Source organism: Mesorhizobium liriopis (assembly GCF_024053505.1).
Lineage (GTDB): Bacteria > Pseudomonadota > Alphaproteobacteria > Rhizobiales > Rhizobiaceae > Mesorhizobium_B > Mesorhizobium_B liriopis.
The window spans coordinates 390063-413011 of record NZ_JAMXQS010000007.1; the positions used below are offsets into that span (position 1 = coordinate 390063).

Genomic DNA, 22949 nt, shown 5'->3' on the forward strand with positions numbered 1-22949 from the left:
CATCACTCTCGGTGCGGCCCGAAAATTCGGGCACGCACTGAAGCGACGCACCCGACAGGCCCGGTCTTTATGGATTGCCGACGGGCGCCGTCGGCGTCGTGGGCGCAGGTGCAGCCCCGGCTTCGTTGTTGGCGGCAGGCGCGTTCTCGTCGGTCAGCTGGACCATCCAGCTCGACTGCTCGCCCGTGTCGTATTCCTGGAAACCCGAACGCTGGAAGCCGCGCGCCAGGCAGTCGGACACGCCGGCCACCTTGAACTCTTTTTCGGCGACGCACATGTTGATCGGGCCTTCCCAGCGTCCGCCGCGCTCGGCATCCTCGGCATAGAGGTAGTAGAAGCGCGAGGACAAGGCGCCCTCGATCAGCGTCTTGCAGCTCGAGCCTTCCACATGCCACCAGCCTTCGGTAACCCAGCCGGCCTGCGCGCGATAACCGATGGCGACGCCGACGAGGTTCTGCGTGGCGTTGCAGACGCGAAAGTCGGCATGGGCCGCGGGCGCGAAGAAGAAAGACGCGCCGCAGGCCGCAAGCGCCCCCAGAGCCCAGCGGCGAAACGCGCCCCGAGACGTCATGGCTTGCGTGAAAATGTCCGGCGACATGGGCTTCCCATCTTTCTGCGCCCTTTTGAGAGAGTTGCAGCACGCTGTCAACGCGTGACAGCATGTGCTTCAAACCGATTTAAGAGCGAACAACCCCTATGAAACCCGGCTTCACTTGCCTGCAACTGGAACGGCTTGATGGCATTGCCCGCGTTGCACGGCTCAAACTCTCGTGAAACAAGCGGCGCGGTTGCAACGGGACGCATGGCTTTGACCCAAGATCGACAGGCTGTTTCCGCTTTCGAGACGATCGCCGGCGACTTCTCGCGCGGCCTTCTTCTCGTCTGCGACCATGCCCGCAATGCGTTGCCCCCCGAATATGGCGATCTCGGCCTGCCACCCGAAGCGCTGGGGCGCCACATCGCCTACGATATCGGCGCGGAAGCCGTGACGCGCGCTTTGAGCCGCCGGCTCGGTGCGCCGGCCGTGATGGCCGGTTTCTCGCGCCTTTTGATCGACCCCAATCGCGGCGCGGACGACCCGACGCTGATACGCCAGCTCTATGACGGCACGGTGATCCCGCGAAACTATCCCTTGAGCGCGCAAGAACGGGAGCGCCGGCTCGACACTTGGTACCGCCCCTATCATCGCGCGGTCGAGGAAGCGGCCGCACGGGTGGCTGAAACCAGCGGCCATGCGCCCTTCATCCTGTCAGTCCACTCCTTCACGCCACGCCTCGTTTCGCGTGAGGGAAGCGAGCCGCGCCCTTGGCATGTCGGCATTCTCTGGGACACCGACCACCGCGCCGCATGGCCGCTGATCGAGGGGCTCGCCGCCTTGCCCGCCGGCATCGTGGTCGGCGACAACGAACCCTATGACGGGGCTCTGCGGGGAGATTCCATGTTTCAGCATGCGATCGTGCCGGGCTATGCCCATGCGCTGGTCGAGATCAGGCAGGACCTCATCGCCTCGCTGGAAGGTGCGGAAGAATGGGCCGAGCGCCTGGCGCCCATCGTTGACGCGGTGAACCGGCGTCCCGATATGCACGAGGTGCAGCATTTCGGCTCGCGTACGGGGCCGCTTTAGAGCAATTCCAGCAAACTGCGGAGCGGTCTTGCGCCCGGAATGGCGACCGTATCGATGCTTCAAGGAGATCAGCATGGACGACGCGCAGAAAGAAAAGTTCGAGGCCGCCGCGTTTCGCCGCCTCGTCGCGCATCTGCGGGAGCGAACCGATGTGCAGAACATCGACCTGATGAACCTCGCTGGCTTCTGCCGCAACTGTCTGTCGAACTGGTATCGCGAGGCGGCGGAAGCGGAGGGCGAGCCGATCTCCAAGGATAAATCACGCGAAGTGATTTATGGCATGCCCTATGCCGAGTGGCAGGCGCGCTACCAGCGCGAGGCGAGCCCCGAGCAGAAAGCGGCGTTCGAGGAGAACAAGCCGCAAGGCCACTGATCCTCTTCCGTTCTCGTTAACCATGGCTCAACCGCTCGCGAGGCATGAGGAGGAGAACCCAAGCGGGCCCGTCGCCTTTGGCGATTCCCGCGTGAGCACTTCGAGGGATGCAACGGTGAGCGAACAAGACGAAGTCCAGAATGTCGCCGCAGGCCAGCTGCGTGCGATCATCGAGCGCATCGAGCGCCTGGAAGAAGACAAGAAGCAGGTGCAGGAAGACATCAAGGATGTCTATGCCGAGGCCAAAGGCACGGGCTTCGACACGAAAGCCCTGCGCTCCATCGTGCGCCTGCGGAAAAAGGAAGCGTCCGAGCGCGAGGAAGAGGAAGCGATCCTCGACCTCTACAAGGCCGCGCTCGGCATGGTCTGAGCGCAGACGCGCCCACTGACCTGAAATTTTCCGGCAATTTTGGCAGGGTGCGTGAAAACGCACCCTGTTTTGCTGCGTGGAATAAGCACCTTGAGCGCTGCGCCCAGCGGGAGCCGGTTCGCGTGATGAGTGCACATCAGTGGCAGAGTTCTTGCAGCATTCATCTTCCGGGAGATAGTTCGGTATCGCCGGCTTCTGTATTTAACTATGTTAATTCAACTCGATGCAACCTGATTACACAGACGCGATAACAAAAATTTTAATCATTACTGGTGATCATGCTTTCCCAGAAAGCAAGTTAACCCGCTTTGCTCAAGTATCACCTGGGTCGACACGCATCATGCGATTTCTGCCGCGTTCGGATAGCCAGAACACGCTCGAAGCCCTCAAGCTCTCGCTGGCCGTGATCGAGTTCGACCCCACCGGGCAGATCCTGGACGCCAATCCGCGGTTCTGCGAGACGCTCGGCTGCACCGTGGATGCGATCAGAGGCAAGCATCACCGCATCTTTGTGGTTCCGGAAGACCAGAAGTCGGAAGCCTATCGCCGCTTCTGGGCGGAGCTGGCGGCGGGTCAGTTCATGGCCGGTGAGTTCCGAAGGCTCGACAGCCGCGGCGAGGAGATCTGGATACAGGCGACCTACAATCCGGTGCGCAACGCTTCGGGGAAAGTCTACAAGGTCGTCAAGTTCGCGTCCGACATCACGCAGGCGAAGCACCAAGCGCTCGACGATGCGGCGCGGCTGAAGGCGCTCGATGCGTCGCAGGCGGTGATCGCGTTCACGCCTTTTGGCGAGATCCTCGACGCCAATGCGAATTTCCTGGCCACGACCGGTTACGCCCTGGACGAAATCCGGGGCCGCCATCACCGGATGTTCGTCGATCCCGCCTATGCGGCGAGCGCCGAATATGAGGCGTTCTGGGAAACGCTGCGCGGGGGCCGGTTTCAGGCGGCGGATTTCAAGCGCTTCGGCAAGGGCGGCAGGGAGATCTGGATACAGGCCTCCTATAATCCGATCTTCGACGGGTGCGGCAATGTCCGTTCGATCGTCAAATTCGCGACCGACCTGTCCGAACATATGCGGGCGGTGACTGCCGTCGGCGCGGCCCTTCGGCACCTGTCGGACGGTGACCTTTCCCACCGGATGACGGAAGCCTTCGTGCCCTCGCTCGACGGCTTGCGCACGGATTTCCGGCTGGCGGCAGAACGGCTGCAGGCGACCATGGCCACGATCGACCAGAGCGCGCAGGTGATCCGCAACGAATCCGACCAGTTGCGCATGGCGGCCAATGATCTCGGGCGGCGCACGGAGCAGCAGGCGGCCGCACTTGAAGAATCCTCTGCGGCCCTCACGCAGGCCACCGAGCAGGTGCGCCAGACGAGCCGGAGTGCGGACGATGTGGGCGTGCTCGTGCAGACCACCAAGGCGCGCGCGGATGCGTCGAGCAGCGTGGTTCGCCAGGCGGTCCTCGCCATGGGTGGCATCGAGCGCTCGTCCGGCGAGATCGGCAAGATCATCGGCGTGATCGACGAGATCGCCTTCCAGACCAACCTTCTGGCACTCAATGCCGGCGTCGAGGCGGCGCGTGCGGGCGAGGCGGGCCGTGGTTTCGCGGTGGTCGCACAGGAGGTGCGCGCGCTGGCGCAACGCTCGGCGGAAGCGGCCAAGGAGATCAAGAGCCTGATCGCGTCCTCCGCGTCACAGGTGAAGCAGGGCGTGGCGCTGGTGGGCGAAGTGGGTTGCGCGCTCGGGGAGATCGAAAACAAGGTGTCCGAGGTGCATGAGCATGTCACCTCGATCGTGGAAGCCGCGCGGCATCAGGTGATCGCCCTGAAGGAGATCAACATCGCCTTCGGCACGCTCGACCGGAACACGCAGCAGAATGCGGCACTCGTCGAGGAATCGACAGCGTCTTCCAACGATCTCGCGGCCAAGGCCAACATGCTCTTCGAGCTTCTTTCGACCTTCCGCATGGATCGGACGGCACCGATCGCCGCCCGTTCGGCACCCGCGGCGCAGGTCATCGCTTTCGATGAACGGCGGCTGGCGGCCTTCGGCTGAAAGGGCGCGCGAGGAAAAGGCACGACGATGCGGCTGCACCGGCCGCCTCTTTCTCAGACGCATCGAATGTCGTAACGCCTCGTTCCCATGAAGCGCAGACTGCTTGTGATCGGCATCGGGGCCGGCGACCCGGACCATCTGACGGTGCAGGCCATCAAGGCCATGAACCGCGCGCAGGTATTCTTCATCCCCGAAAAGGGTGCCGAAAAGGATGGGCTCGCGCGTATCCGCCGCGAGATCTGCGAGCAGTTCATCGAAAACGACACCTACCGTCTCGTGCCCTTCGCGATGCCGGTGCGCCGTGCGGCCGGCGACAGCTATGGTGCTGCGGTGGACGACTGGCATGCGGCGATGGCCGGCATCTATGGCCGGCTTCTGGCGCATGAGCTCGACGAAGACCGGGTCGGCGCCTTTCTCGTCTGGGGCGACCCGATGCTGTACGACAGCACGCTGCGCATCCTGGACCGGCTGAAAAGCCAGGGCGGCTTGGATCTGGCGGTCGAGGTCGTGCCGGGGATCACGGCAATCCAGGCGCTGGTCGCGCGGCACGGCATTCCGCTGAACGCCATCGGCGAGCCAGTGCTCGTCACCACCGGACGGCAGTTGCGGGACGGATTTCCGCGGGATGCCGACAGCGCGGTGGTAATGCTCGACAATGGCGAAACGCTTCGCGCCGTGGCCGAAGACTGCGACATCTGGTGGGGCGCCAATCTCGGCCTGCCCGAGGAGATGCTGGTTTCGGGCCGCCTCCGGGATGTGGTCGACCGGATCGAAGCGAACCGGAAGGAAACGCGCGAAAAGCAGGGCTGGGTGATGGATACCTATCTCCTGCGCCGCCGAAAGTGACCGCTCTGGCATAGGTCAGGGTGATTGACGCTTTTGTTGTCGCGTGGAATGGAGCGCCCCGAAGGATACGCCGTTCCATGACCCTGCCCGACCTTTTCGCTTCCCGCTCTTCCCGCATGAAGGCGTCCGAAATTCGCGAGCTTTTGAAGCTCCTGGACCAGCCGGACATCATCTCGTTCGCAGGCGGCATTCCCGACCCGGCCCTTTTCCCGCACGAAGCATTCCGTGAAGCCTATGCGACGATCCTGTCGGGGCCGAGCGCGAATGTGGCGCTGCAATATCAGGTCAGCGAAGGCTATCTGCCCCTGCGCCAGTGGATCGCAGGCGAGATGGGCAAGCTCGGCGTGCCCTGCGACGAGGGCAACATCTTCATCACCTCGGGCTCGCAGCAGGGGCTCGACTATCTCGGCAAGCTCTTCCTGTCGCCGCGCGACACAGCACTCGTCACATGGCCGACCTATCTCGGCGCGCTGCAGGCCTTCAACGCCTATGAGCCCCATTATGAGCGGTTCAACCCGACCGGCGGCAACATGACGCCCGCGGCCTATCGCACGGTGGCGTCCCAAGCGGGCGGGCGGTCGAAATTCATCTATCTCGTGCCCGATTTCGCCAATCCGAGCGGCGAAACGCTGTCGCGCTCGGAGCGCGAAGGCGTGCTCGATCTCGCGGCCGAACTCGATATCGCCGTGATCGAGGACGCGCCCTATCAGGCCCTGCGCTATTCGGGCAAAACCGTGCCGCCCATCATGGCGCTCGACTGCGCGCGTTCGGGCGGCATCGAAAAGGCGCGCACGATCTATTGCGGCTCGTTCTCCAAGGTGCTCGCACCGGGCCTGCGCGTCGGCTGGGTCTGCGCGCCGCGTGCGGTGATCGAGAAGCTGGTTCTGGCCAAGCAGGCTTCCGACCTGCACAGCCCGTCCATCAACCAGCTTGCGATCCACCACGTGGCGCAGACGAGCTATGCGGACCAGATCGCGAAATGCCGGACAGTCTATGGCGCGCGCCGCGATGCGATCCTCCAGGCCTTGCGCTCGGCGATGCCGCGCGGGGCCGAATGGACCGAGCCGGAAGGCGGTATGTTCATCTGGATGACGCTGCCCGAGCACATCGACACCGTGTCGCTTCTGGCGCGCTCGATCGAGGAAGCCCGCGTCGCCTTCGTGCCGGGCCATGCATTCTTCGCGGACGGGTCAGGACGAAACTCGCTGCGGATGAGCTTCACGCTCGCGGACGAGCGCGCCGTGACGCAAGGCGTGCCGCGCTTCGGGGAACTGCTCGCAAAGGTGCTTTGAGCGGAGCGGATCGAACGATACCTTCTGCGTCCGGGTGGTGAGCCAGGTTCATTCGCTTGGCTCGCTGCGATGAACCGAGGCGAATGCTCACGCTATTGCGGCGCGAGTTCTCCGCTCGTTTCTTCCTCCCGCTTCGGCAAGGCCCTGTCGCCCGCTATGCGCGCCTCGACCGCTCTCGCCATTTCCTGCAGATCGACCGGCTTGCCGGCGACTTTTTCGATCGCACCGACCACCAGATCGGGCGCGACCCAGTCCGGCTTGTGCCCGAGATTATGCACCCAGGCGAGTTCCGCCCCGGGAATGTCGCGTGCGAGCCCCAGACTGTGGATCTCCTCGTAAACCACGGTGTCGCTGTCGCCCGACACGACAACGGTAGGGGCGGTGATCGTCCGGTAGCGCGGTGCTTCCTCCGAGACGAAATCGTGCAGAGCTTCCACATCGCGCGCGTTGGCCCGGAAGGCTAACGGGCGCAGCACCAGCGGGATCGCCGCGCGGCGCAGGTAATCGTCCGGCACCGGGTTCGGCGCGAACACCGATTCCACTGCGGGCGTCAGGCGCGACCAGCCCGCCGGCAGCGTCAGCGTCTGGCTGAACAGCCAGCCGAGCACAGGCATGTCCGTCACCTTGTAGTACCACGACGTCTTGCGGTCGGGCCAAGGGTGGGTGGCCGCCGAAAGAAAGACGAGGCCCGCCACGCGGTCGGGGTGCTCGACGCCGAGCACGGCGGTGGCCGCGCCGCCGAATGAATGGCCGACGATGATCGCGCGGCGGATGCCGACATGGTCCATCAGCGCGAGGATCGCGCGGGCCTGCGCACGCGGCGTCTCGTGATCCGCGCCCCGCTCGGACCAGCCATGACCCGGACGGTCGAGGAAAAGCAGTTCGGCGCGGTTTTCGAGCAGAGGACGCAGTGGCACCATCTGATCGTTCAGATTGGCGCTGGCGCCGTGGATGAAGACGACCGGGGGCAGGTCCGCACCGGCCGGAGGGGCTAGGTGAACATAGTGCAGGCGGATGCCGTCCACATCGGCGAACGCGCCCACCGGCGGATAAAGCCGTTCGATCCGCCATGCGCCGATCCGCGTGACACCGGCCAGCGCGAAGCCCAGCGCCAAGAGAAAGCAGAGAACAGCGATCAGGAGGTTCATGCGGGAATGGCAGGAAAGGTCAGAGGCTCTGGCCGGCGATCTCGTCGGACAATGTCGAAACCTCGTTCTGCGCCGAACGCAGCATCGGGTAAACGGCAAGGACGCGGGTGAAGGCGTCGAGCGCCAGTTCCTTGTTGTCGCGGTTCTTCATGATGGCGGCGAGGCCCGACAGCGCGCCCCAATGGCGCGGCTCGAGCTCCAGAGTCCGCTCGATATCGGCCATCGACAGGGCGTAATTGTTCATGGCGAAATGCGTGGTCGCACGCATGTTCCAGCCCTCGGCATAGTCGGGCCGAAGCGTCACGACCTGATCGAGAAAGTCGAGCGCGACCGGATATTTCTGTTCCTGCAAGGCCTTCGCCGCCCAGCCCATCATGAGATCGACCGAGGCGCTGCCCGAACGGCTCCATTCGCGCTGGATACGGCCGGCGATGCGCTCGGCGGCCTTTTCGTTGCGCTCGCGCTTGAGCGAATCGAACAGCTTGTCGAGGCGGACGTTCTGCGGCTCCGGCGGCGCGAGCGGCGGGCGTTCGGGTTTCGCGGCTTCGGCCTTGGAGGCAGGTTCGGGTGCGGGGAGGGGCTGCACATCGAAGCCCGGCACAGTGTCGGGAACCGGCACCTCTTCGGGCTGCGCGCCTCCGTCGGGCAGCTGGACCCCCGGCAGGTTCGGATCCGCGAAATCCGGGCGCGGCAGATCCTGTGCGAGCGCGGGCAGGCCGAAGACTGCGAGAAAGGGGAGAACAAGCAAAGGCCGCATGCGGGGCAAGCTAATCCCCCTCACGCGGCCGTCAAACTGAAAAATGCGTGAGACCGCGAACGGTCCTGGAAACGCGCGAGCCTGAAGCTCGGACGTTTCCGCGATCAGCCCTGGCGCGCCTTGTAGCGCGGGGCTTCCTTGTTGATGATGTAGATGCGGCCCTTGCGGCGGACCATGCGGTTGGCGCGGTGGCGGCCCTTGAGCGCTTTCAGCGAGTTCTTGATCTTCATGGCTCTGCTCGACACTTGGACAAGGGCCAGAAGGCCCGGAGTAACTTGGACAAGGGCCGTGAAGCCCAGAAATTGAAAGCGCGCCGAAACGGGCGCGCGAAGTTGGGCTGGCTCTTAGCGAAGGCGGGTTCTGGTGTCAACCGCGTGACAGGCCAGGGGCAAGTGCCGAGAATGGCATTCCGCATGCAGTCGAACCGGCAGGAAAGCAGTGTCTTGAGCTTGTCGCCCGCAGCTTCTAAAGACAACCCATGCGCGCGGTTATCCGCCTTTTCTGCCTGTTGTCGCTCCTGGCTGGCTTGATGATGCCCGCCGGCGCTTCTGCGTTCGAGCCCAAGTTCGAGCCCAGGCCTTGCCCGTCCAGGAAGATCGTCGAAGCGTCCTGCATCGACGTCACGACGCGCGCGGCCCTGGCACCGAGCCTGCCCGAGCCGCAATGCCAGACGCAGGGTCTTGCCGTGGACACGGTCGTCCTCGCGCCCCGGCCCCGCGAGGCGCGCATCACGTTCTTTTCCACGCATGAGACGCGAGCCGGCCACAGCCTGTTTGCAGTCGATCCACCACCCCGAGCCTGACGCCGTTTCGCGCACGTGATCAGTGCGTCCCGACCGCTTCAGCCACTCTTCGCGGATCGATGAGCCCGTTGCAGCACCGTGCTGGCCGGCCATCCTCCGCATCGCTCAGGATCATCTCATGACGACCATTTCGGACACCCGCGCTTCAGCGCGCAACCGCTTCTTCATCCCCGCACTGGGCCGTTTCTACGCAAACCTCGACACATCCGCCGAAACGCTTCTGCGCGTCGTCGCGGGCCTAGCCCTCGTCACCCATGGCCTGCCCAAGCTCATGAACCCATTCGGCGCCGTCGGCATGGTCGAAGGCTTGGGCTTCTATCCCGGTGTATTCTGGTCGCCGCTTCTGGCGCTGACCGAAACCTTTGGCGGCTTGGCTGTCGCGCTCGGCCTCTTCACGCGGCCGGCAGCATTCGCCTCGGCCATCGTGCTCGCCGTGACGGTCTGGTTCCACTGGATCACGCAGGGCCAGGGCTATGGCGGTTCGGAGAAGTCGATCCTGTGGCTCGCCATCATGCTGTTCTTCGCGATCCGCGGCGGCAATCGCCAGTCGGTCGACGCCAGGATCGGCCGCGAGTTCTGACACCAGTTCGGCATGGGCGGCACCAACGCCCATGCCGCGCTTTTCACGCGTTCGATCGAACCGGTCCGAGCCGGTAGGCGAGAAAAGCGAGGACGAAGGCGACAAGGGCGGCGCCCCAAAGGCTGTCTGCCCCAATCACGGGATAAAGGCTCGCGCCTGCCAAGGCACCGGCGACAAGGCCGCACCAGAGCAGCAAATAGGGCACCCAGGCGAAGCGCTCTCCGCCCACGAGTGCACCCGCAAGGCGCTGCCCCAGCTTCACCAGCGTGCCTGTCATGTAGGTCACGCCGATGCTCACCTCGCCATTGCGCTGGAACACGCAGTTCAGGGCGCCCATCGCGAGCGCCATGACGAGCGGCGACCACCGGTCATCACCCAACCGGTCGAGACCGGCCGCGAGCCCCAGAAGCGCGCCCACGAAAACCAGAACCACCGGCTTGCGCCATCGCTTGGCGGCATGCGCCACCAGCGCGCCGAGAACGACGCCGAGCAGGAAGGCTCCGATCAGGCCGGCGGCAACCGCGGCGATCCCCGAATGGGTCGCGAGACCGACAGCCATCCGCGTGGAGTTGCCGCTCATGAAGGACACGAAAAGCCCGCCGAGCTTCAAAAAGCCGATGGCATCCACATAGCCGGCAAGGCTTGCGAGGCACACGGCCAGAACCCAGTGGCGCCTGTCGGTGCGAAGCACGGCGCGGGATCGCCCGGCTCAGCCGAGGCGGGGCGTGAGGCGCGTGACATGGCCCATCTTGCGGCCCGGCCGCGCTTCGGCCTTGCCATAAAGATGCACCATCGCACCCGGCTCGGCGGCAAGCGTGGGAGCCTGCGTGACCTCGTCGCCGATCAGGTTCTCCATCACGCAATCGGAATGGCGGAACGCGTCGGGCAGAGGCAATCCGACCAGCGCGCGGATATGCGCCTCGAACTGCGAGAGCACGCAGGCCGCTTCCGTCCAGTGGCCGGAATTGTGCACGCGCGGGGCGATCTCGTTGGCGAGCAGGCGGTCGTCATGGGTCACGAAGAACTCGACGCCGATCACCCCCACATAGTCGAGCGCGTCCAGAATCTTGCGCGCTGCGTCCTTCGCGTCATGCGCCACCTGCGGCGTGACGGTCGCGGGCACGGTAGAAGTGTGGAGGATGCCGTCGCGGTGGACGTTCTCGGCGGGATCGAAAGCGAGAAACGCGCCGTCCTGTCCGCGTGCCGCGATCACCGAAATCTCGCGCTCGAAGGGCACGATGCCTTCGAGGATCAGCGGCACGCTGTTGAACGAAGCGTGGAGCCCGCCGAGATCGTCGCTGCCGCGCAGGCGCAGCTGCCCCTTGCCGTCATAGCCCATGCGGCGCGTCTTGATGATGCCGGTGCCGCCGAGCTCGAACAGCGCATCCTGCGCATCCCGGTCGCTGTCGACCGCGTGGAAGGGGGCCGTCTCTATGCCGAGATCGTTCAGAAAGCGCTTTTCGGTCAAGCGGTCCTGCGCGGCTTCGAGCGCTGCGGGTGGCGGAAACACCGGCGTGCGCGCCTCGATGCGGCGCGCGGACGCGACCGGCACGTTTTCCCACTCGAATGTCACCACGTCCGCTAACGCCGCCAGTTCGTCGAGCGCGCTTTCGTCCTCGTAAGGGGCCGCGATATGGATGTTGGCGACCTGGGCCGCGGGTGCGGACTTGTCAGGGTCGAGGATCGCCACGCGATAGCCGAGGCGGGCCGCAGCCAGCGCCAGCATGCGGCCCAACTGGCCGCCGCCCAGGATTCCGATCGTGCTGTTGGGAGGAAGCGGTGTCATGCGTCGGCCGGGGTTTCGGCGACGGAAGCCGTCTGCTCGGCGCGGAACGCATCGAGGCGCCCGGCGAGCTCCGTATCGGACAGCGCGAGCACGGAAGCGGCGAGAAGGGCGGCATTCACCGCGCCCGAACGGCCGATGGCGAGCGTGCCGACAGGAATGCCGGCCGGCATCTGCACGATGGACAAAAGCGAATCCTGGCCTTTCAGCGCATGGCTTTCCACCGGCACGCCGAAGACGGGCAAGGGTGTGAGCGCCGCGACCATGCCGGGCAGGTGGGCCGCACCGCCTGCGCCCGCGATGATGATCTTGAAGCCCTCGTCGCGCGCGCCCTTGGCGAAGAGCACCATGCGGTCCGGTGTGCGGTGGGCGGAGACCACACGCGCCGAAAAGCCGATGCCGAGCTTCTCCAGCGTTTCGGTGGCATGCCGCATGGTTTCCCAATCGGAGCGGCTGCCCATGATCACGGCGACGGGTGTGGAAATTATCACGAATGGCCTGCTGGTTGAGTGGGCGGTCAGGCGATGATGTCCGGAACGATCCGGTCTTCGAGGTTTTTGAGCTTGTCCTTCAGCGTCAGCTTCTTCTTCTTCATCCGCTGGATCTGCAGTGGATCGCAGCCGGTCGCCATCATCGCGTTGATCGCCGCATCGAAGTCGGCATGTTCCTGGCGGAGCCTCGCGAATTCGAGGCGAACTTCAGCCTGTTCCTGATCCGGCATCGTGGCGGTAACGCAATCCTGAACGGCGCGCGGATCCGCGCGCGACAAACGGTGAGAAGCCTTGGATTCCCGTTTCCGTGATCCGGCTGGAGCCCGAATAACATGTTTCAAAGCGTGATGAAATCGGTCCCGCTTTCGTTCGACAAGCGGAACCAAGAGTGTCATTCTCCTCTTTGCTTCGGTCGCCGGCTAACGCCTTCTGGCTGATTTCAGGAGGATGAACGGCCCACGCGGCGCGCAAGCGAAACCCCCACCGGAAACCTGAAGGGAGCATCCGTTCATGTCGCTTTCCAACCACCTTGATGAACTGAAGCGCAAGCACGGCGATCTGGACCGTGAGATCGATGCAGCCAAGCTGCATCCATCACGAGACCCACTCGAAGTGGCTTCGCTCAAGCGACGCAAGCTGGCCTTGAAGGACGAGATCGAGAAGCTTCAGCCGCCATCAACGCATTAGCGGCTTTGCATAACCGTTGATCCAAGAAGACGCGGCGCGGAGAGCAATCTCCGCGCTGTTTCTTTGAGGGGGCCGGGCCCCTCAGGCAGCCTTGGCTTCTTCCGGCGTTGCCGTGTCGTCCTCGGCGGGCCCACGCGGATCGAGGCGCAACGCCTCGGGCGTGACGGCGCGTTCGGCCGGCAAGGTCTGGAACGCCTCCTTGGCCTCCTCCGGCACGGCGGCACGGGTGCGAATGCGAAGGATGGTGTAGGCGCACAAAAGGGCGTGGGCCATCGCCGTTGCCAAAAACAGCGATTCGGGCCGCATCCGGGCCATCAGGAAGGCGCCGATCACCGGTCCGACCATGGTGCCGAAGCCGTAAAGCAGGAGCAGCCCGCTCGACACTTTCATGAAGTCTTGCTGCGAGGCATGGTCGTTCGCATGCGCCACCGCGATCGAGTAGAGCGTATAAGCGAGCGCGCCGTAGCCGGCGGTCAGAAACAGCACCAGCGCGCCCGAGCGCGGGCTGATGAAGAAGACGAGCAGCGCGAAGATGCACGAGCCCAGTGCCGCGCCCGCCAGCACGAAGCGGCGATCCATGCGGTCGGAAAGCCGTCCGACCGGCATCTGCATGGCCGCACCCGAGACGACCACGAGGCTGACCATCAGGGCGATTTCCGCCGTCGAGATGCCGATGCGCGCACCATAGACCGCGCCCAGCGTGCCCCAGGCGCCGTTGGCGATGCCGATCAGGAAGCAGCCGATCAGCGACACGGGCGAATTGGCGTAGAGCGCTTTCAGGTCGAGCTTCACATCAGCCGGCGGCTTCGGGCTTTCGGCGGACGACACGGCGGTGGGAATGAGCGAGCAGCAGAACAGGATGCCCGCCACCATGAAAAGCGAATCGTTGCCCACATCGCCTGCCGCCACCACCATCTGGCCGGCCATGATCGAGGCATAGGTCACCATCATATAGAGGCCGAACACGGTGCCGCGGTTCTCGGTGGTCGCGCGCTCGTTGAGCCAGCTTTCGATCACCATGAACGCGCCGGCCATGGTGAAGCCGGTACCCATGCGCAGCACGATCCAGGCCCATTCGTTGATGATCAGCCCTGTCAGCAGCGCGATGATGGCGCCCGCCGCGCAAAGCGCCCCGAACGAGCGCACATGGCCGACTGAGCGCACGAGGCGAGGGGCCAGAAAGCAGCCCGTCACGAAGCCGCCCGCCCATGCCGAGCCGAGCAGGCCGAGCGAGGCGGTCGAGAAGCCCTCGGCCTGACCGCGCAAGGGGAGGAGCAGGCCATGCAGTCCCGTGGCGGCAAGCAGAAAGGCTGTGCCGCGCAGCAGCGACAGGATCGGCCGGTAGGCTGCAAACATCGGCTGGTGATCTCCCGGCAATGGTCTCGCGAAACGCCTGATGCCAACACTATCAAGGCCGGAGCATGACGAGCCCCGAAGGAAACGACGAATCGTGCCGGAAGATGGTCTGGGGCGGGCTCTCGCCCAGCCCCATCCGGTCTTCCGTCAGAAGCCTTCGAGAACCAGCTTGCCCCGCGCCTTGCCGCTTTCGATCAGTGCGTGGGCCTTTTTGAGATTGGCGGCATTGATGGGTGCCAGATGTTCGGTGGCGGTTGTCCGGATCTTGCCCGCGTCCACGAGACGCGCGATTTCGGCCAAGAGCTTGCCCTGCTCGTCCATGTCGGGCGTCTGATAAACCGAGCGGGTAAACATCGATTCCCAGTGCAGCGAAACCGCTTTGCCCTTGAAGAGATTCGCGTTGAACCCCTGCGGATCGTCGATCAGGCCCACCCGGCCCTGTGGCGCGATGAGGTCGGCCACATCGGCCTGGTGCTGATCCGTTCCGTTGGTAAGGAAGACGAAGCCCGGCTTGCCGAGTCCCAGAGCCTCGACCTGCGGCGTCATCGGCTTCGAATGGTCGATCACGTGATGCGCGCCGAGATTTTCCACCCATTCGCGCGTTTCGGGCCGCGAGGCGGTTGCGATCACGGTCAGATCGGTGAGCTGGCGGGCGAGCTGGATGGCCACCGAACTGACGCCGCCCGCACCGCCGATGACCAGGATCGCGTTTGCCGCGCCCGGTACGGGACGACGCACCTCGATCCGGTCGAACAGTGTTTCCCAGGCCGTGATTGCGGTCAGCGGCAGGGCGGCAGCCTCTGCGTCGCTTAGCGTTTCGGGCTTCGGGCCCACGATCCGCTCGTCCACCAGATGGAACTCGCTGTTGGTGCCGGGGCGGTTGATGGTACCCGCATAGAACACCGCATCGCCTGGTTTGAAATCGCGCACATCGGGCCCGATCTCGGCAACCACGCCCGATGCGTCGAAGCCCAGCACCTTCCAGCCGTCGCCTTCGGCGCCTGCGCGCTTGCGCACCTTGGTATCCACCGGATTGAGCGAAACGGCCTTCACTTCCACCAGCAGGTCGCGCCCTTGCGGGACCGGACGGGGCAGGTCGATGTCGGTCAGTGAGGTCTCGGCGTCGATGGGACCGGGCGTCTTGTAACCGATGGCGCGCATGGAAAGCTCCTTGGGATTGGATTGAACGCAAACCAAATGCGGACTAACGTTTCTCAACGCAAGAACGCACAATTTTCGCCCATAGTGCCGAAAAGGATACCGTGATGGCTCGCCCACGCCATGCCTGTATGGATTGCTCGCCCGGCTGCGTGGTGGAAGCGACGCTGAGCCTGATCGACGGCAAGTGGAAAGGCGTGGTGCTTCATCACCTGCTTTCGGGCACCAGGCGCTTCTCCGAACTGCGTCGAAAGGTGCCGAACTGCACGCAGCGCATGCTCACCAACCAGCTGCGCGAACTCGAAGCCGATGGGCTGATCCACCGTGAAGTCTTTCCGCAGGTGCCGCCGCGCGTCGAATACAGCCTGACGGAACGGGGCCGGAGCCTCGAACCCGTGCTGAAGGCTTTGAAGGACTGGGGCGATGCGCATGTGGTTCCAGGCGTCACCGAGCGCGCCGCGGCTTAGCTTCGCTTGAACAGCGCTTCCGCCGCGCTCATCGTCTTGCCCTTGGAGCCCAGCTCCACCTCGATGCGGCCGATCTCGCCCTGCAGAAGCGCGATGCGCGCCTTGAGGTCTTCGACCGAAAGCGCTGAAAGATCCTGCCCGATCTCGTGCACCAGCTTCTTTTTCGGCTTGTCGTCTTCGATGAAGGCCATGTGCTCTCCTCCTCTGGCAAACGGTTTCGGCTGGTCGATATAGGGCGGCACCTTTTCAAAGGGCACCGCCCCTTCATCCGGTTTCGCGAGGCTCCATCATGACCGATCTTCCCTCAACCATGCTGGCGATGGCGATCACCGAACCCGGCGGCCCGGAGGTTCTGGCGCCGTCCGAGCAGCCCCTGCCGAGCCCCAGGCCCGGCGAGATCCTCGTCCGCGTTCACGCGGCGGGCGTCAACCGGCCGGATGTGCAGCAGCGCAAGGGCGCTTACCCGCCGCCGCCCGGGGCATCGCCTTTGCCGGGGCTGGAAGTCGCGGGCGAGGTCGCCGAAGTCGGGGAGGGGACGGGGCGCTGGAAAGTCGGCGACAAGGTCTGCGCGCTCACCAATGGCGGCGGCTATGCGGAATATGTCGCGGTGCACGGCTCGAATGCGCTGCCGGTCCCTGCCGGTTTCTCCATGCGCGAGGCGGCGGCGATCCCCGAAACCTTTTTCACCGTCTGGCACAATGTCTTCGAGCGCGGCGCGCTCAAGCCCGGCGAGACGCTTCTGCTCCATGGCGGTTCCTCGGGCATCGGCACGACCGCGATCCAGCTTGCCACCGCGCTCGGCTCGAAGGTGATCGTCACCGCCGGCTCAGCCGATAAATGCGAAGCCTGTCTCAAGCTCGGCGCGGTGCGCGCGATCAACTACCGGGACGAGGATTTCGTGCAGGCGGTGAAGGACGAGACCCAAGGCAAAGGGGCGGATGTCATTCTCGACATGGTGGGCGGCGACTATGTCGCCAAGAACTATCATGCCGCGGCAACCGATGGCCGCATCGTGCAGATCGCCACACAGAAGGGCGCGGTCGCCGAGGCCGATTTCGCCCGCCTGATGATGAAACGCCTGACCCACACCGGCTCGACGCTTCGACCCCGCACAATCGAATTCAAAGGAGGCGTCGCCGCAGCCCTCGAAGCCAGAGTCTGGCCGCTTCTCGAAGCGCGGAAAATAGCACCCGTCATGGACCGCGCCTTTTCCTTGCGCGAGGCCGCGGAGGCGCATCGGCGGATGGAAGAAGGCACCCATATCGGCAAGATCGTGCTGGACGTGGTTTAGTCACCTCAGAGATCCGACAACCTGAAACGCGTGTGGCCGATGGTGAGGTTACCCCCACCCCGTACCCCTCCCCACAGGTGGGAGGGGAGCCGCCCGCGCTGAACTTCACTTCAAAGCTTGTCACCAAGTTTCAGGGAACAAGCACCACGCTCACGTCCCCCTCCCACCTGTGGGGAGGGGTAAGGGGTGGGGGTGACGTTTCCACTTGCACGGTCGCCCGGCAAACAAACTCATCTCGCGCGTGACTCCTCAGCCGTCACCCCGGCAACAGAAGCCCACATACGCCAACAAAACCCGAAGAACCGCCTTTTCAGCCATGTCTTTGCCGTAACTTCCCTTATGACTGAAACAGGGGCATGAGCAGGAAGGGACGACGCGGCGGATGGAGCAGGCTTTATACCTCGCCACGCTGGTGGGCACGGCCCTCATGCTCGCCGCAGCCTTTTCGAGCCTCATCGCCTTCCGCTTCGGTGCCCCGCTTCTGCTTCTCTTCCTCGGCATCGGCCTTCTGACCGGCACGGACGGTCTGGGAATCCAGTTCGACAATGCGGGAGCGGCCTATTTCGCGGGGTCGCTGGCGCTGGCCGTGATCCTGTTCGATTCGGGCTTCGGCACGCCCGCCGGCATCCTGCGCCAGGCGGCGGGTCCCGCACTGACGCTGGCAACCGCGGGCGTGGCATTGACCACCGCCCTTTTCGGCATCGCGGCCCATTATCTCGCGGGCTTCTCCTGGGCGGAGTCCTTTCTGCTGGGCGCTGCCGTCGCCTCGACCGATGCGGCCGCTGTGTTCTTTCTGCTTCGCGCCGGCAACATCAACCTGCGCGAACGCACCCGCGCGACGCTTGAAATCGAATCCGGCACCAACGATCCCATCGCCATCTTCACCACGATCACGCTGGTGGAACTCTTGTCGGGGCACCTTCAGGTTTCCGGCGACACAGTCTGGCTCGAACTCCTGAGCGGCTTCCTGCTCGACATGGGGCTGGGCGCGGCGGTGGGCATCGGCGGCGGCATGCTGATCGTGCGTTTGGTCGGCAAGCTCGACCTCGATCGCGGCCTGCAGCCGATCTTCGTGCTCACCCTCTCGCTGCTGGTCTTCTCGGCAGCGGGCGCCATTGGCGGCTCGGGCTTTCTCGCGGTCTATCTCGCCGGCCTCGTCGCCGGCAACTCGGCGATCCGCTCGCATGCGGCCCTCAAGCGCTTCAATGACGGCATGAGCTGGCTCGCCCAGATCGTGATGTTTCTCGTGCTTGGCCTGTTCGCGACGCCGAGTCAGTTCGGCGCGATCCTGCCCGTCGGCATCGCCCTGGGCCTGTTCCTCATCATCGTGGCGCGCCCCGTCGCCGTCTGGCTCTGCCTTCTGCCCTTCCGCTTCGCCCGCAACGAGGCGGCGTTCATCTCATGGGTGGGCCTGCGCGGCGCGGTGTCGATCCTGCTGGCGATCACGCCCATTCTGGGCGGGCTGGAGAACGGCCGCGCCATCTTCAACACGGCCTTCATCGTGGTGCTCGTCTCGCTCGTCGTGCAGGGCTGGACGGTCGGGCCGCTGGCGCGAAGGCTGGGCCTCATCATGCCGCAGAAGATCGGCCCGCTCGAAAAGGTCGAGCTGGAATTGCCGGGCTCCGTCCATCACGAGCTCCTCGCCTATACGGTCGTGCCGGGCAGCCCGGTGACGCGCGCAGGCCGCCGCCTGCCACGCTGGGCTCGGCCTTCGCTGATCGTGCGCGACGGGCGCTCCATGCGCTGGAACGATGCGGGCCGGCTCCAGGCGGGCGACCACGTCTATATCTTCGTGCATCAGCGCTCCTCGCGCCTTCTCGACCGTCTCTTCGCCAGCCCCGCCCGCGTCGAGCCCGAGGATGCGGATTTCTTCGGCGAGTTCGCGGTCGATCCGAGCCGCCCGGCGGGCGACCTCGAAGCGGCTTACGGCTCGACGCTGACCGAACCCGAGCGCAAGCTGACGATCGGCGCGCTCGTCACCCAGCGTTTGGGCGGCCAGGCCGAATATGCCGACCGCATCTCGCTCGGCCCCATCGATCTCATCGTTCGCGACGTGGACGAAAACGGCCGCATCACCTCGCTCGGCCTGTCCTTCGAGCCGGTGACGACGGAGGTGATGCCGATCGTGCCCGGTGCCGCGACCGCGTTCCGGCGGATCTCGCAGTGGCTCTCGCGCAAACCGGCAGATGAGACGCAGGCGGAAGCCTCGTAAAAGGCTTGCAACCAAGCGGTCGGCGGGCAATATCCCGCCCATTCAACCACCGAGGAGTGCGCATATGCCGAAGTTCCGGACGCTCGACGATCTGGCCGATATCCAGGGCAAGCGCGTGCTGCTCCGTGTCGATCTCAACGTGCCGACCGAAGATGGGAAGGTCACCGACAAGACCCGCATCGAGCGCGTCGCGCCCACCATTCGCGAGCTTTCCGAAAAGGGCGCCAAGGTGGTTCTGCTCGCCCATTTCGGCCGCCCCAAGGGCGCACCGGATGCGCAATATTCGCTGGAGCCCATCGCCGCGGCCACGGCGGAGGTGCTCGACCTGCCCGTTGCCTTTGCCGCCGACGCGATCGGCGAAGAGGCCAAGGCCGCCGTCGACGCGCTGAAGGACGGCGATGTCGTGCTTCTGGAAAACACCCGCTTCCACAAGGGCGAGGAGAAGAACGACCCGGATTTCGTGCAGGCGCTCGCCGCGAACGGTGACATCTATGTCAACGACGCCTTCTCCGCCGCCCACCGCGCCCATGCCTCGACGGAAGGCCTCGCGCGTGTTCTTCCCGCTTACGCCGGACGCACCATGCAGGCCGAGCTTCAGGCGCTGGAAAGCGGTCTCGGCGAGCCGCAGCGCCCCGTTCTCGCCATTGTCGGCGGCGCCAAGGTTTCTTCCAAGATCGACCTTCTCATGAACCTCGTTCGCAAGGTCGATGCGCTGGTCATCGGCGGCGGCATGGCGAACACGTTTCTCGCCGCGCGCGGGGTCAAGGTCGGCAAGTCGCTCTGCGAGCACGATCTGACGGGCAAGGCGCGCGACATCGAGCTCGAAGCGGCGGATGCCGGCTGCGCCATCGTGCTGCCCACCGATCTCGTGGTCGCCAAGGAATTCAAGGCCGGTGCCGCCCACGAGGTCCTGAACCTCGACGCCGTGCCGGAAGACGGCATGATCCTCGATGCGGGCCCGAAGACGGTGGAAGCGGTCAAGAGCTGGATCGACCGCGCCAGGACGCTGGTCTGGAACGGCCCGCTCGGCGCTTTCGAGCTCCAGCCCTTCGACACGGCGACGGTGGAAGCCGCGCGCTATGCGGCCGCGCGCACGAAGGGGGGAGACCTGACCTCGGTCGCCGGCGGCGGCGACACGGTGGCAGCGCTCAACCATGCCGGCGTGGCCGACGATTTCTCCTATGTCTCCACCGCGGGCGGCGCCTTCCTGGAATGGATGGAAGGCAAGGAACTGCCGGGCGTGGAAGCGCTGAAAGCCTGACGCCTCCTGGCGGGCGTCAAAGGACGCCCGTCACTTCCTTGAGAAGAACCGTGGCCATCATCGCCACCATGGCGAGCAGCGCCAGCTTCCAGAAATCGCCGCGCTTCTTCAGCCCCGGCAGGCCGAGCGGCCAGATCAGCTGCACCGCCATGAGCGCGATCATGAAAATCGAGACGGCCTTGGTCATGGCTCTGCTTTAGGCAGGCGCGCTCGCTTCTGTCAAAGTGCCGACCGCTGAAACATCCTGACAGAAGGCTGTCAGGAGCCCTTTGCTAGTGTCCCCTCCGCCAACCGACCCGAAGGAGACCTCCGATGCAAAGCCCGCTTCCCGAACACGCCGCCGTCTGGTTCGAAATCCCCGTGACGGATTTCAGCCGCGCCAAGAGCTTCTATGGCGTCGTCACCGGCAACGCGCTCACCGACGAGGAGGGTGCCCCGAACCCAATGGCGAACTTCGCCAAGGCGCATGACCGCTCGGTGGCGGGCCATGTCTATCCCGGCAAGCCCGCGCCCCGCGGCACCGGCATCACCATTCACCTCGTCGTGCCCGATCTCGACGCAGCTCTTTCCCGCGTGTGGGACAATGGCGGCGAGGTCGCGTCCCCCGTTCTGTCGCTGCCCGACGGCCGCTTCGCGTATTGCCTCGACCCGGACGGCAACAGCTTCGGGCTTTTCACGCGCTGAGGAACTGGGAACGATCACTGCAAGTCTGCTAGACCCGAACCCATGCGCCGCGCCGACCGTCTCTTCGCCATCGTCCAGCACCTGCGCGGCGGTCGGCTCGTCACGGCGCGGCGGTTGGGCGAACGGCTGGAAGTGTCCGAGCGCACCATCTACCGCGATATTGCCGACCTTCAGGCCTCGGGCGTGCCGGTCGAGGGCGAGGCCGGCGTGGGCTACATCCTGCGCGACGGCTTCGAGCTGCCGCCGCTGATGTTCTCGCGTGACGAGATCGTGGCGCTGGTCGCGGGTGCGCGCATGGTGCAGGCCTTTGGCGGCGCCGAGATGGCGCGTTCGGCTGCCGAAGCGATGATCAAGATCGCCGCCGTCCTGCCCGAGGCCGAGCGCGCGCGGGTGGGCCAGACCGGCATCCACGCGCATCATGCGGGCGCGGTGAGCGACGCGCACCGCGCGCTTCTCGACAGCCTCGACCGTGCCGCCGAGCGCCGCGAGGTGGTGCATCTGTCTTACTGCGACGAGCAGAGCCGCCCGTCCCGGCGCGACGTGCGCCCCTTGGGCCTATGGTTCTGGGGCAAGGTCTGGACGCTCGTCGCCTGGTGCGAACTGCGTGACGATTTTCGCATGTTCCGCGTCGATCGCATCGCGGAACTGATGCCGGCCGGGCGCTCGTTCAAGCCTGCGCGCGGCCAGCTTCTGGTCGATTTCTTCCGCCGGATGGAGATCTGCGGACCATCCGATCCGGCGGACATGAAACCGATTATTCCTCGTCGTCTTCCTCCGAACGGCCCTTGAGCGCGGTCAGCTTGGCGAACACGCTTTCGGCCGACAGTTCCTCGTCGTCGCGGTCGCGATCCACTTCCGAAGGCGTCATGCGCTCGGTCAGGGTGGCGGGCAGCAGCGTGTCGCCGGTGACCGCCGTAGGCTGCGCGCCGCGTGCGGCCGCCGCACGGCTCACTTCGAGGTCGAGATCGATCTGCGAGCACAGGCCCAGCGCCACCGGGTCCATCGGCGTCAGCGTCGCCATGTTCCAGTGCTTGCGCTCGCGGATCTGGTCGATGGTGGACTTGGTGGTGCCGACGAGACGCGAGATCGCGGCGTCCTTGAGCTCGGGATGGTTCTTCACCAGCCACAGGATCGCGTTCGGGCGGTCCTGGCGCTTGGACAGCGGCGTGTAACGCGGGCCCTTGCGCTTGGATTCCGGCACGCGGACCTTGGGCTCCGACAGCTTCAGGCGATAGTTGGTGTCTTTTTCCGCGCGCGCGATCTCGTCGCGGGTCAGCTGCCCCGTCATCACCGGGTCCATGCCCTTGATGCCCTGCGCCGACTCGCCGTCCGCGATGGCCTTCACCTCGAGCGGATGCAGCCCGCAGAAAAAGGCGATCTGGTCGAAGGAGAGCGCGGTGTTGTCGACCAGCCAGACGGCGGTCGCCTTGGGCATCAGAAGCGTGTTGGCCATGGGAAAACGTAAACCTCCTCGTTCGCCCGAAGCCCTGTCCGGAGCCTCGGGCGGTGGCGAACAAGTGCCACCGGATTGTTGGGAAAACCGTCTTCGATATAACCATAGTGGCACGGCTGTTCAACGGAAAACGAAAGCCCGCCCACAGTGGCCCGCCTGCGACAGTGCCGCGATTGACAGAAAGCCCGTCCGGGCGCATCTGAATGGCGCGCGACGGGGGCGGTCTCACCCTCCTGTCACACACAAGAAAGA

The 22949-nt window shown here is 65.1% G+C and carries 28 protein-coding genes; 15 read left to right on the plus strand and 13 right to left on the minus strand.

From position 1 onward, the window contains the following. Positions 1-67 precede the first annotated feature (67 nt). The gene (locus NGM99_RS16175; protein ID WP_252820836.1) at positions 68-571 is read right to left on the minus strand and encodes a DUF1036 domain-containing protein; all 504 of its coding nucleotides are present in this window, start codon (positions 569-571) and stop codon (positions 68-70) included. 231 nt (positions 572-802) lie between these two features. On the opposite strand from NGM99_RS16175, the gene NGM99_RS16180 reads away from it, so the two are divergent. The 6 genes from NGM99_RS16180 (at position 803) to NGM99_RS16205 (ending at position 6567) form a co-directional block, all read left to right on the plus strand. After that, the gene (locus NGM99_RS16180; protein ID WP_252820728.1) at positions 803-1624 is read left to right on the plus strand and encodes an N-formylglutamate amidohydrolase; all 822 of its coding nucleotides are present in this window, start codon (positions 803-805) and stop codon (positions 1622-1624) included. Between the two features lie 73 nt (positions 1625-1697). Next, positions 1698-1997: a DUF1244 domain-containing protein gene (locus tag NGM99_RS16185; RefSeq protein ID WP_252820730.1), complete on the plus strand. Its 300-nt coding sequence runs from the start codon at positions 1698-1700 to the stop codon at positions 1995-1997. 115 nt (positions 1998-2112) lie between these two features. Further along, the gene (locus NGM99_RS16190) at positions 2113-2367 is read left to right on the plus strand and encodes a DUF2312 domain-containing protein (RefSeq protein WP_252820732.1); all 255 of its coding nucleotides are present in this window, start codon (positions 2113-2115) and stop codon (positions 2365-2367) included. Between the two features lie 340 nt (positions 2368-2707). After that, positions 2708-4429: a methyl-accepting chemotaxis protein gene (locus NGM99_RS16195; RefSeq protein WP_252820734.1), complete on the plus strand. Its 1722-nt coding sequence runs from the start codon at positions 2708-2710 to the stop codon at positions 4427-4429. Positions 4430-4516: 87 nt separating this feature from the next. Continuing rightward, complete coding sequence (gene cobF / locus NGM99_RS16200) at positions 4517-5275, plus strand: precorrin-6A synthase (deacetylating) (RefSeq protein ID WP_252820736.1); 759 nt, start codon at positions 4517-4519, stop codon at positions 5273-5275. A gap of 77 nt (positions 5276-5352) precedes the next feature. Then, positions 5353-6567 carry an aminotransferase-like domain-containing protein gene (locus NGM99_RS16205; protein ID WP_252820738.1) on the plus strand — a complete coding sequence of 405 codons (1215 nt, stop codon included), beginning with the start codon at positions 5353-5355 and terminating at the stop codon, positions 6565-6567. Positions 6568-6659: 92 nt separating this feature from the next. On the opposite strand, the gene NGM99_RS16210 is transcribed toward NGM99_RS16205, so the two are convergent. From NGM99_RS16210 to ykgO, 3 genes are all read right to left on the minus strand, one after another. After that, positions 6660-7715 (minus strand): alpha/beta hydrolase, encoded by a 1056-nt coding sequence (locus NGM99_RS16210; protein WP_252820740.1) that lies wholly within the window; start codon positions 7713-7715, stop codon positions 6660-6662. 19 nt (positions 7716-7734) lie between these two features. Beyond that, positions 7735-8472 carry a tetratricopeptide repeat protein gene (locus NGM99_RS16215; RefSeq protein WP_289852499.1) on the minus strand — a complete coding sequence of 246 codons (738 nt, stop codon included), beginning with the start codon at positions 8470-8472 and terminating at the stop codon, positions 7735-7737. A gap of 104 nt (positions 8473-8576) precedes the next feature. Further along, positions 8577-8702, minus strand: a complete 126-nt coding sequence (gene ykgO, locus NGM99_RS16220) for a type B 50S ribosomal protein L36 (RefSeq protein WP_252820742.1) — start codon at positions 8700-8702, stop codon at positions 8577-8579. Positions 8703-8950: 248 nt separating this feature from the next. On the opposite strand from ykgO, the gene NGM99_RS16225 reads away from it, so the two are divergent. Together NGM99_RS16225 and NGM99_RS16230 are read left to right on the plus strand one after the other, a co-directional pair. Further along, on the plus strand, positions 8951-9274 hold the full coding sequence (locus tag NGM99_RS16225) for a hypothetical protein (protein ID WP_252820744.1): 324 nt from the start codon (positions 8951-8953) through the stop codon (positions 9272-9274). A 127-nt stretch (positions 9275-9401) separates the two neighbouring features. Next, positions 9402-9854 (plus strand): DoxX family protein, encoded by a 453-nt coding sequence (locus NGM99_RS16230; protein WP_252820840.1) that lies wholly within the window; start codon positions 9402-9404, stop codon positions 9852-9854. Between the two features lie 43 nt (positions 9855-9897). Here NGM99_RS16230 and NGM99_RS16235 read toward each other — a convergent pair whose 3' ends face one another. From NGM99_RS16235 to NGM99_RS16250, 4 genes are read right to left on the minus strand one after another with little or no spacing between them, the layout of a single operon-like run. Further along, entirely contained in the window at positions 9898-10545 is a 648-nt protein-coding gene (locus NGM99_RS16235) for a YoaK family protein (protein WP_252820746.1), read from the minus strand. 18 nt (positions 10546-10563) lie between these two features. Next, a complete protein-coding gene (locus NGM99_RS16240) occupies positions 10564-11640 on the minus strand; it encodes a 5-(carboxyamino)imidazole ribonucleotide synthase (RefSeq protein ID WP_252820748.1) in 1077 nt (358 codons plus the stop codon). After that, a complete protein-coding gene (purE, locus tag NGM99_RS16245) occupies positions 11637-12122 on the minus strand; it encodes a 5-(carboxyamino)imidazole ribonucleotide mutase (RefSeq protein ID WP_252820842.1) in 486 nt (161 codons plus the stop codon). Before purE ends, NGM99_RS16240 begins: the two co-directional genes overlap by 4 nt. Before the next feature lie 32 nt (positions 12123-12154). Continuing rightward, a complete protein-coding gene (locus tag NGM99_RS16250) occupies positions 12155-12358 on the minus strand; it encodes a YdcH family protein (RefSeq protein WP_252820845.1) in 204 nt (67 codons plus the stop codon). A 280-nt stretch (positions 12359-12638) separates the two neighbouring features. On the opposite strand from NGM99_RS16250, the gene NGM99_RS16255 reads away from it, so the two are divergent. Next, positions 12639-12815 (plus strand): YdcH family protein, encoded by a 177-nt coding sequence (locus tag NGM99_RS16255; RefSeq protein WP_252820749.1) that lies wholly within the window; start codon positions 12639-12641, stop codon positions 12813-12815. 81 nt (positions 12816-12896) lie between these two features. On the opposite strand, the gene NGM99_RS16260 is transcribed toward NGM99_RS16255, so the two are convergent. Together NGM99_RS16260 and NGM99_RS16265 are read right to left on the minus strand one after the other, a co-directional pair. Further along, positions 12897-14171 carry an MFS transporter gene (locus NGM99_RS16260; RefSeq protein WP_252820752.1) on the minus strand — a complete coding sequence of 425 codons (1275 nt, stop codon included), beginning with the start codon at positions 14169-14171 and terminating at the stop codon, positions 12897-12899. Between the two features lie 147 nt (positions 14172-14318). Continuing rightward, entirely contained in the window at positions 14319-15332 is a 1014-nt protein-coding gene (locus tag NGM99_RS16265) for a zinc-binding alcohol dehydrogenase family protein (RefSeq protein WP_252820753.1), read from the minus strand. Between the two features lie 104 nt (positions 15333-15436). On the opposite strand from NGM99_RS16265, the gene NGM99_RS16270 reads away from it, so the two are divergent. Continuing rightward, on the plus strand, positions 15437-15796 hold the full coding sequence (locus NGM99_RS16270) for a winged helix-turn-helix transcriptional regulator (protein ID WP_252820756.1): 360 nt from the start codon (positions 15437-15439) through the stop codon (positions 15794-15796). Here the strand turns inward: NGM99_RS16270 and NGM99_RS16275 are convergent. Continuing rightward, positions 15793-15987 (minus strand): DUF1192 domain-containing protein, encoded by a 195-nt coding sequence (locus NGM99_RS16275; RefSeq protein WP_252820758.1) that lies wholly within the window; start codon positions 15985-15987, stop codon positions 15793-15795. The genes NGM99_RS16270 and NGM99_RS16275 overlap by 4 nt on opposite strands. 119 nt (positions 15988-16106) lie before the next feature. Here NGM99_RS16275 and NGM99_RS16280 point away from each other — a divergent pair, with 119 nt between their 5' ends. From NGM99_RS16280 to NGM99_RS16290, 3 genes are all read left to right on the plus strand, one after another. Continuing rightward, a complete protein-coding gene (locus tag NGM99_RS16280) occupies positions 16107-17087 on the plus strand; it encodes an NAD(P)H-quinone oxidoreductase (protein ID WP_252820847.1) in 981 nt (326 codons plus the stop codon). A gap of 382 nt (positions 17088-17469) precedes the next feature. After that, the gene (locus NGM99_RS16285) at positions 17470-19299 is read left to right on the plus strand and encodes a potassium/proton antiporter (protein WP_252820760.1); all 1830 of its coding nucleotides are present in this window, start codon (positions 17470-17472) and stop codon (positions 19297-19299) included. Between the two features lie 64 nt (positions 19300-19363). Further along, the gene (locus NGM99_RS16290) at positions 19364-20560 is read left to right on the plus strand and encodes a phosphoglycerate kinase (protein WP_252820762.1); all 1197 of its coding nucleotides are present in this window, start codon (positions 19364-19366) and stop codon (positions 20558-20560) included. Positions 20561-20576: 16 nt separating this feature from the next. On the opposite strand, the gene NGM99_RS16295 is transcribed toward NGM99_RS16290, so the two are convergent. Then, a complete protein-coding gene (locus tag NGM99_RS16295) occupies positions 20577-20747 on the minus strand; it encodes a hypothetical protein (protein ID WP_252820764.1) in 171 nt (56 codons plus the stop codon). A gap of 125 nt (positions 20748-20872) precedes the next feature. Between NGM99_RS16295 and NGM99_RS16300 the strand changes: the two genes are divergently transcribed. Both NGM99_RS16300 and NGM99_RS16305 read left to right on the plus strand, forming a co-directional pair. After that, a complete protein-coding gene (locus NGM99_RS16300) occupies positions 20873-21244 on the plus strand; it encodes a VOC family protein (protein WP_252820766.1) in 372 nt (123 codons plus the stop codon). A 42-nt stretch (positions 21245-21286) separates the two neighbouring features. Beyond that, positions 21287-22033, plus strand: coding sequence for a helix-turn-helix transcriptional regulator (locus NGM99_RS16305; protein ID WP_252820768.1), 747 nt, complete (start codon positions 21287-21289; stop codon positions 22031-22033). On the opposite strand, the gene NGM99_RS16310 is transcribed toward NGM99_RS16305, so the two are convergent. After that, on the minus strand, positions 21999-22697 hold the full coding sequence (locus NGM99_RS16310; RefSeq protein ID WP_252820769.1) for a DUF1013 domain-containing protein: 699 nt from the start codon (positions 22695-22697) through the stop codon (positions 21999-22001). The two genes, NGM99_RS16305 and NGM99_RS16310, sit on opposite strands and share 35 nt — an antisense overlap. Positions 22698-22949: the final 252 nt, after the last annotated feature.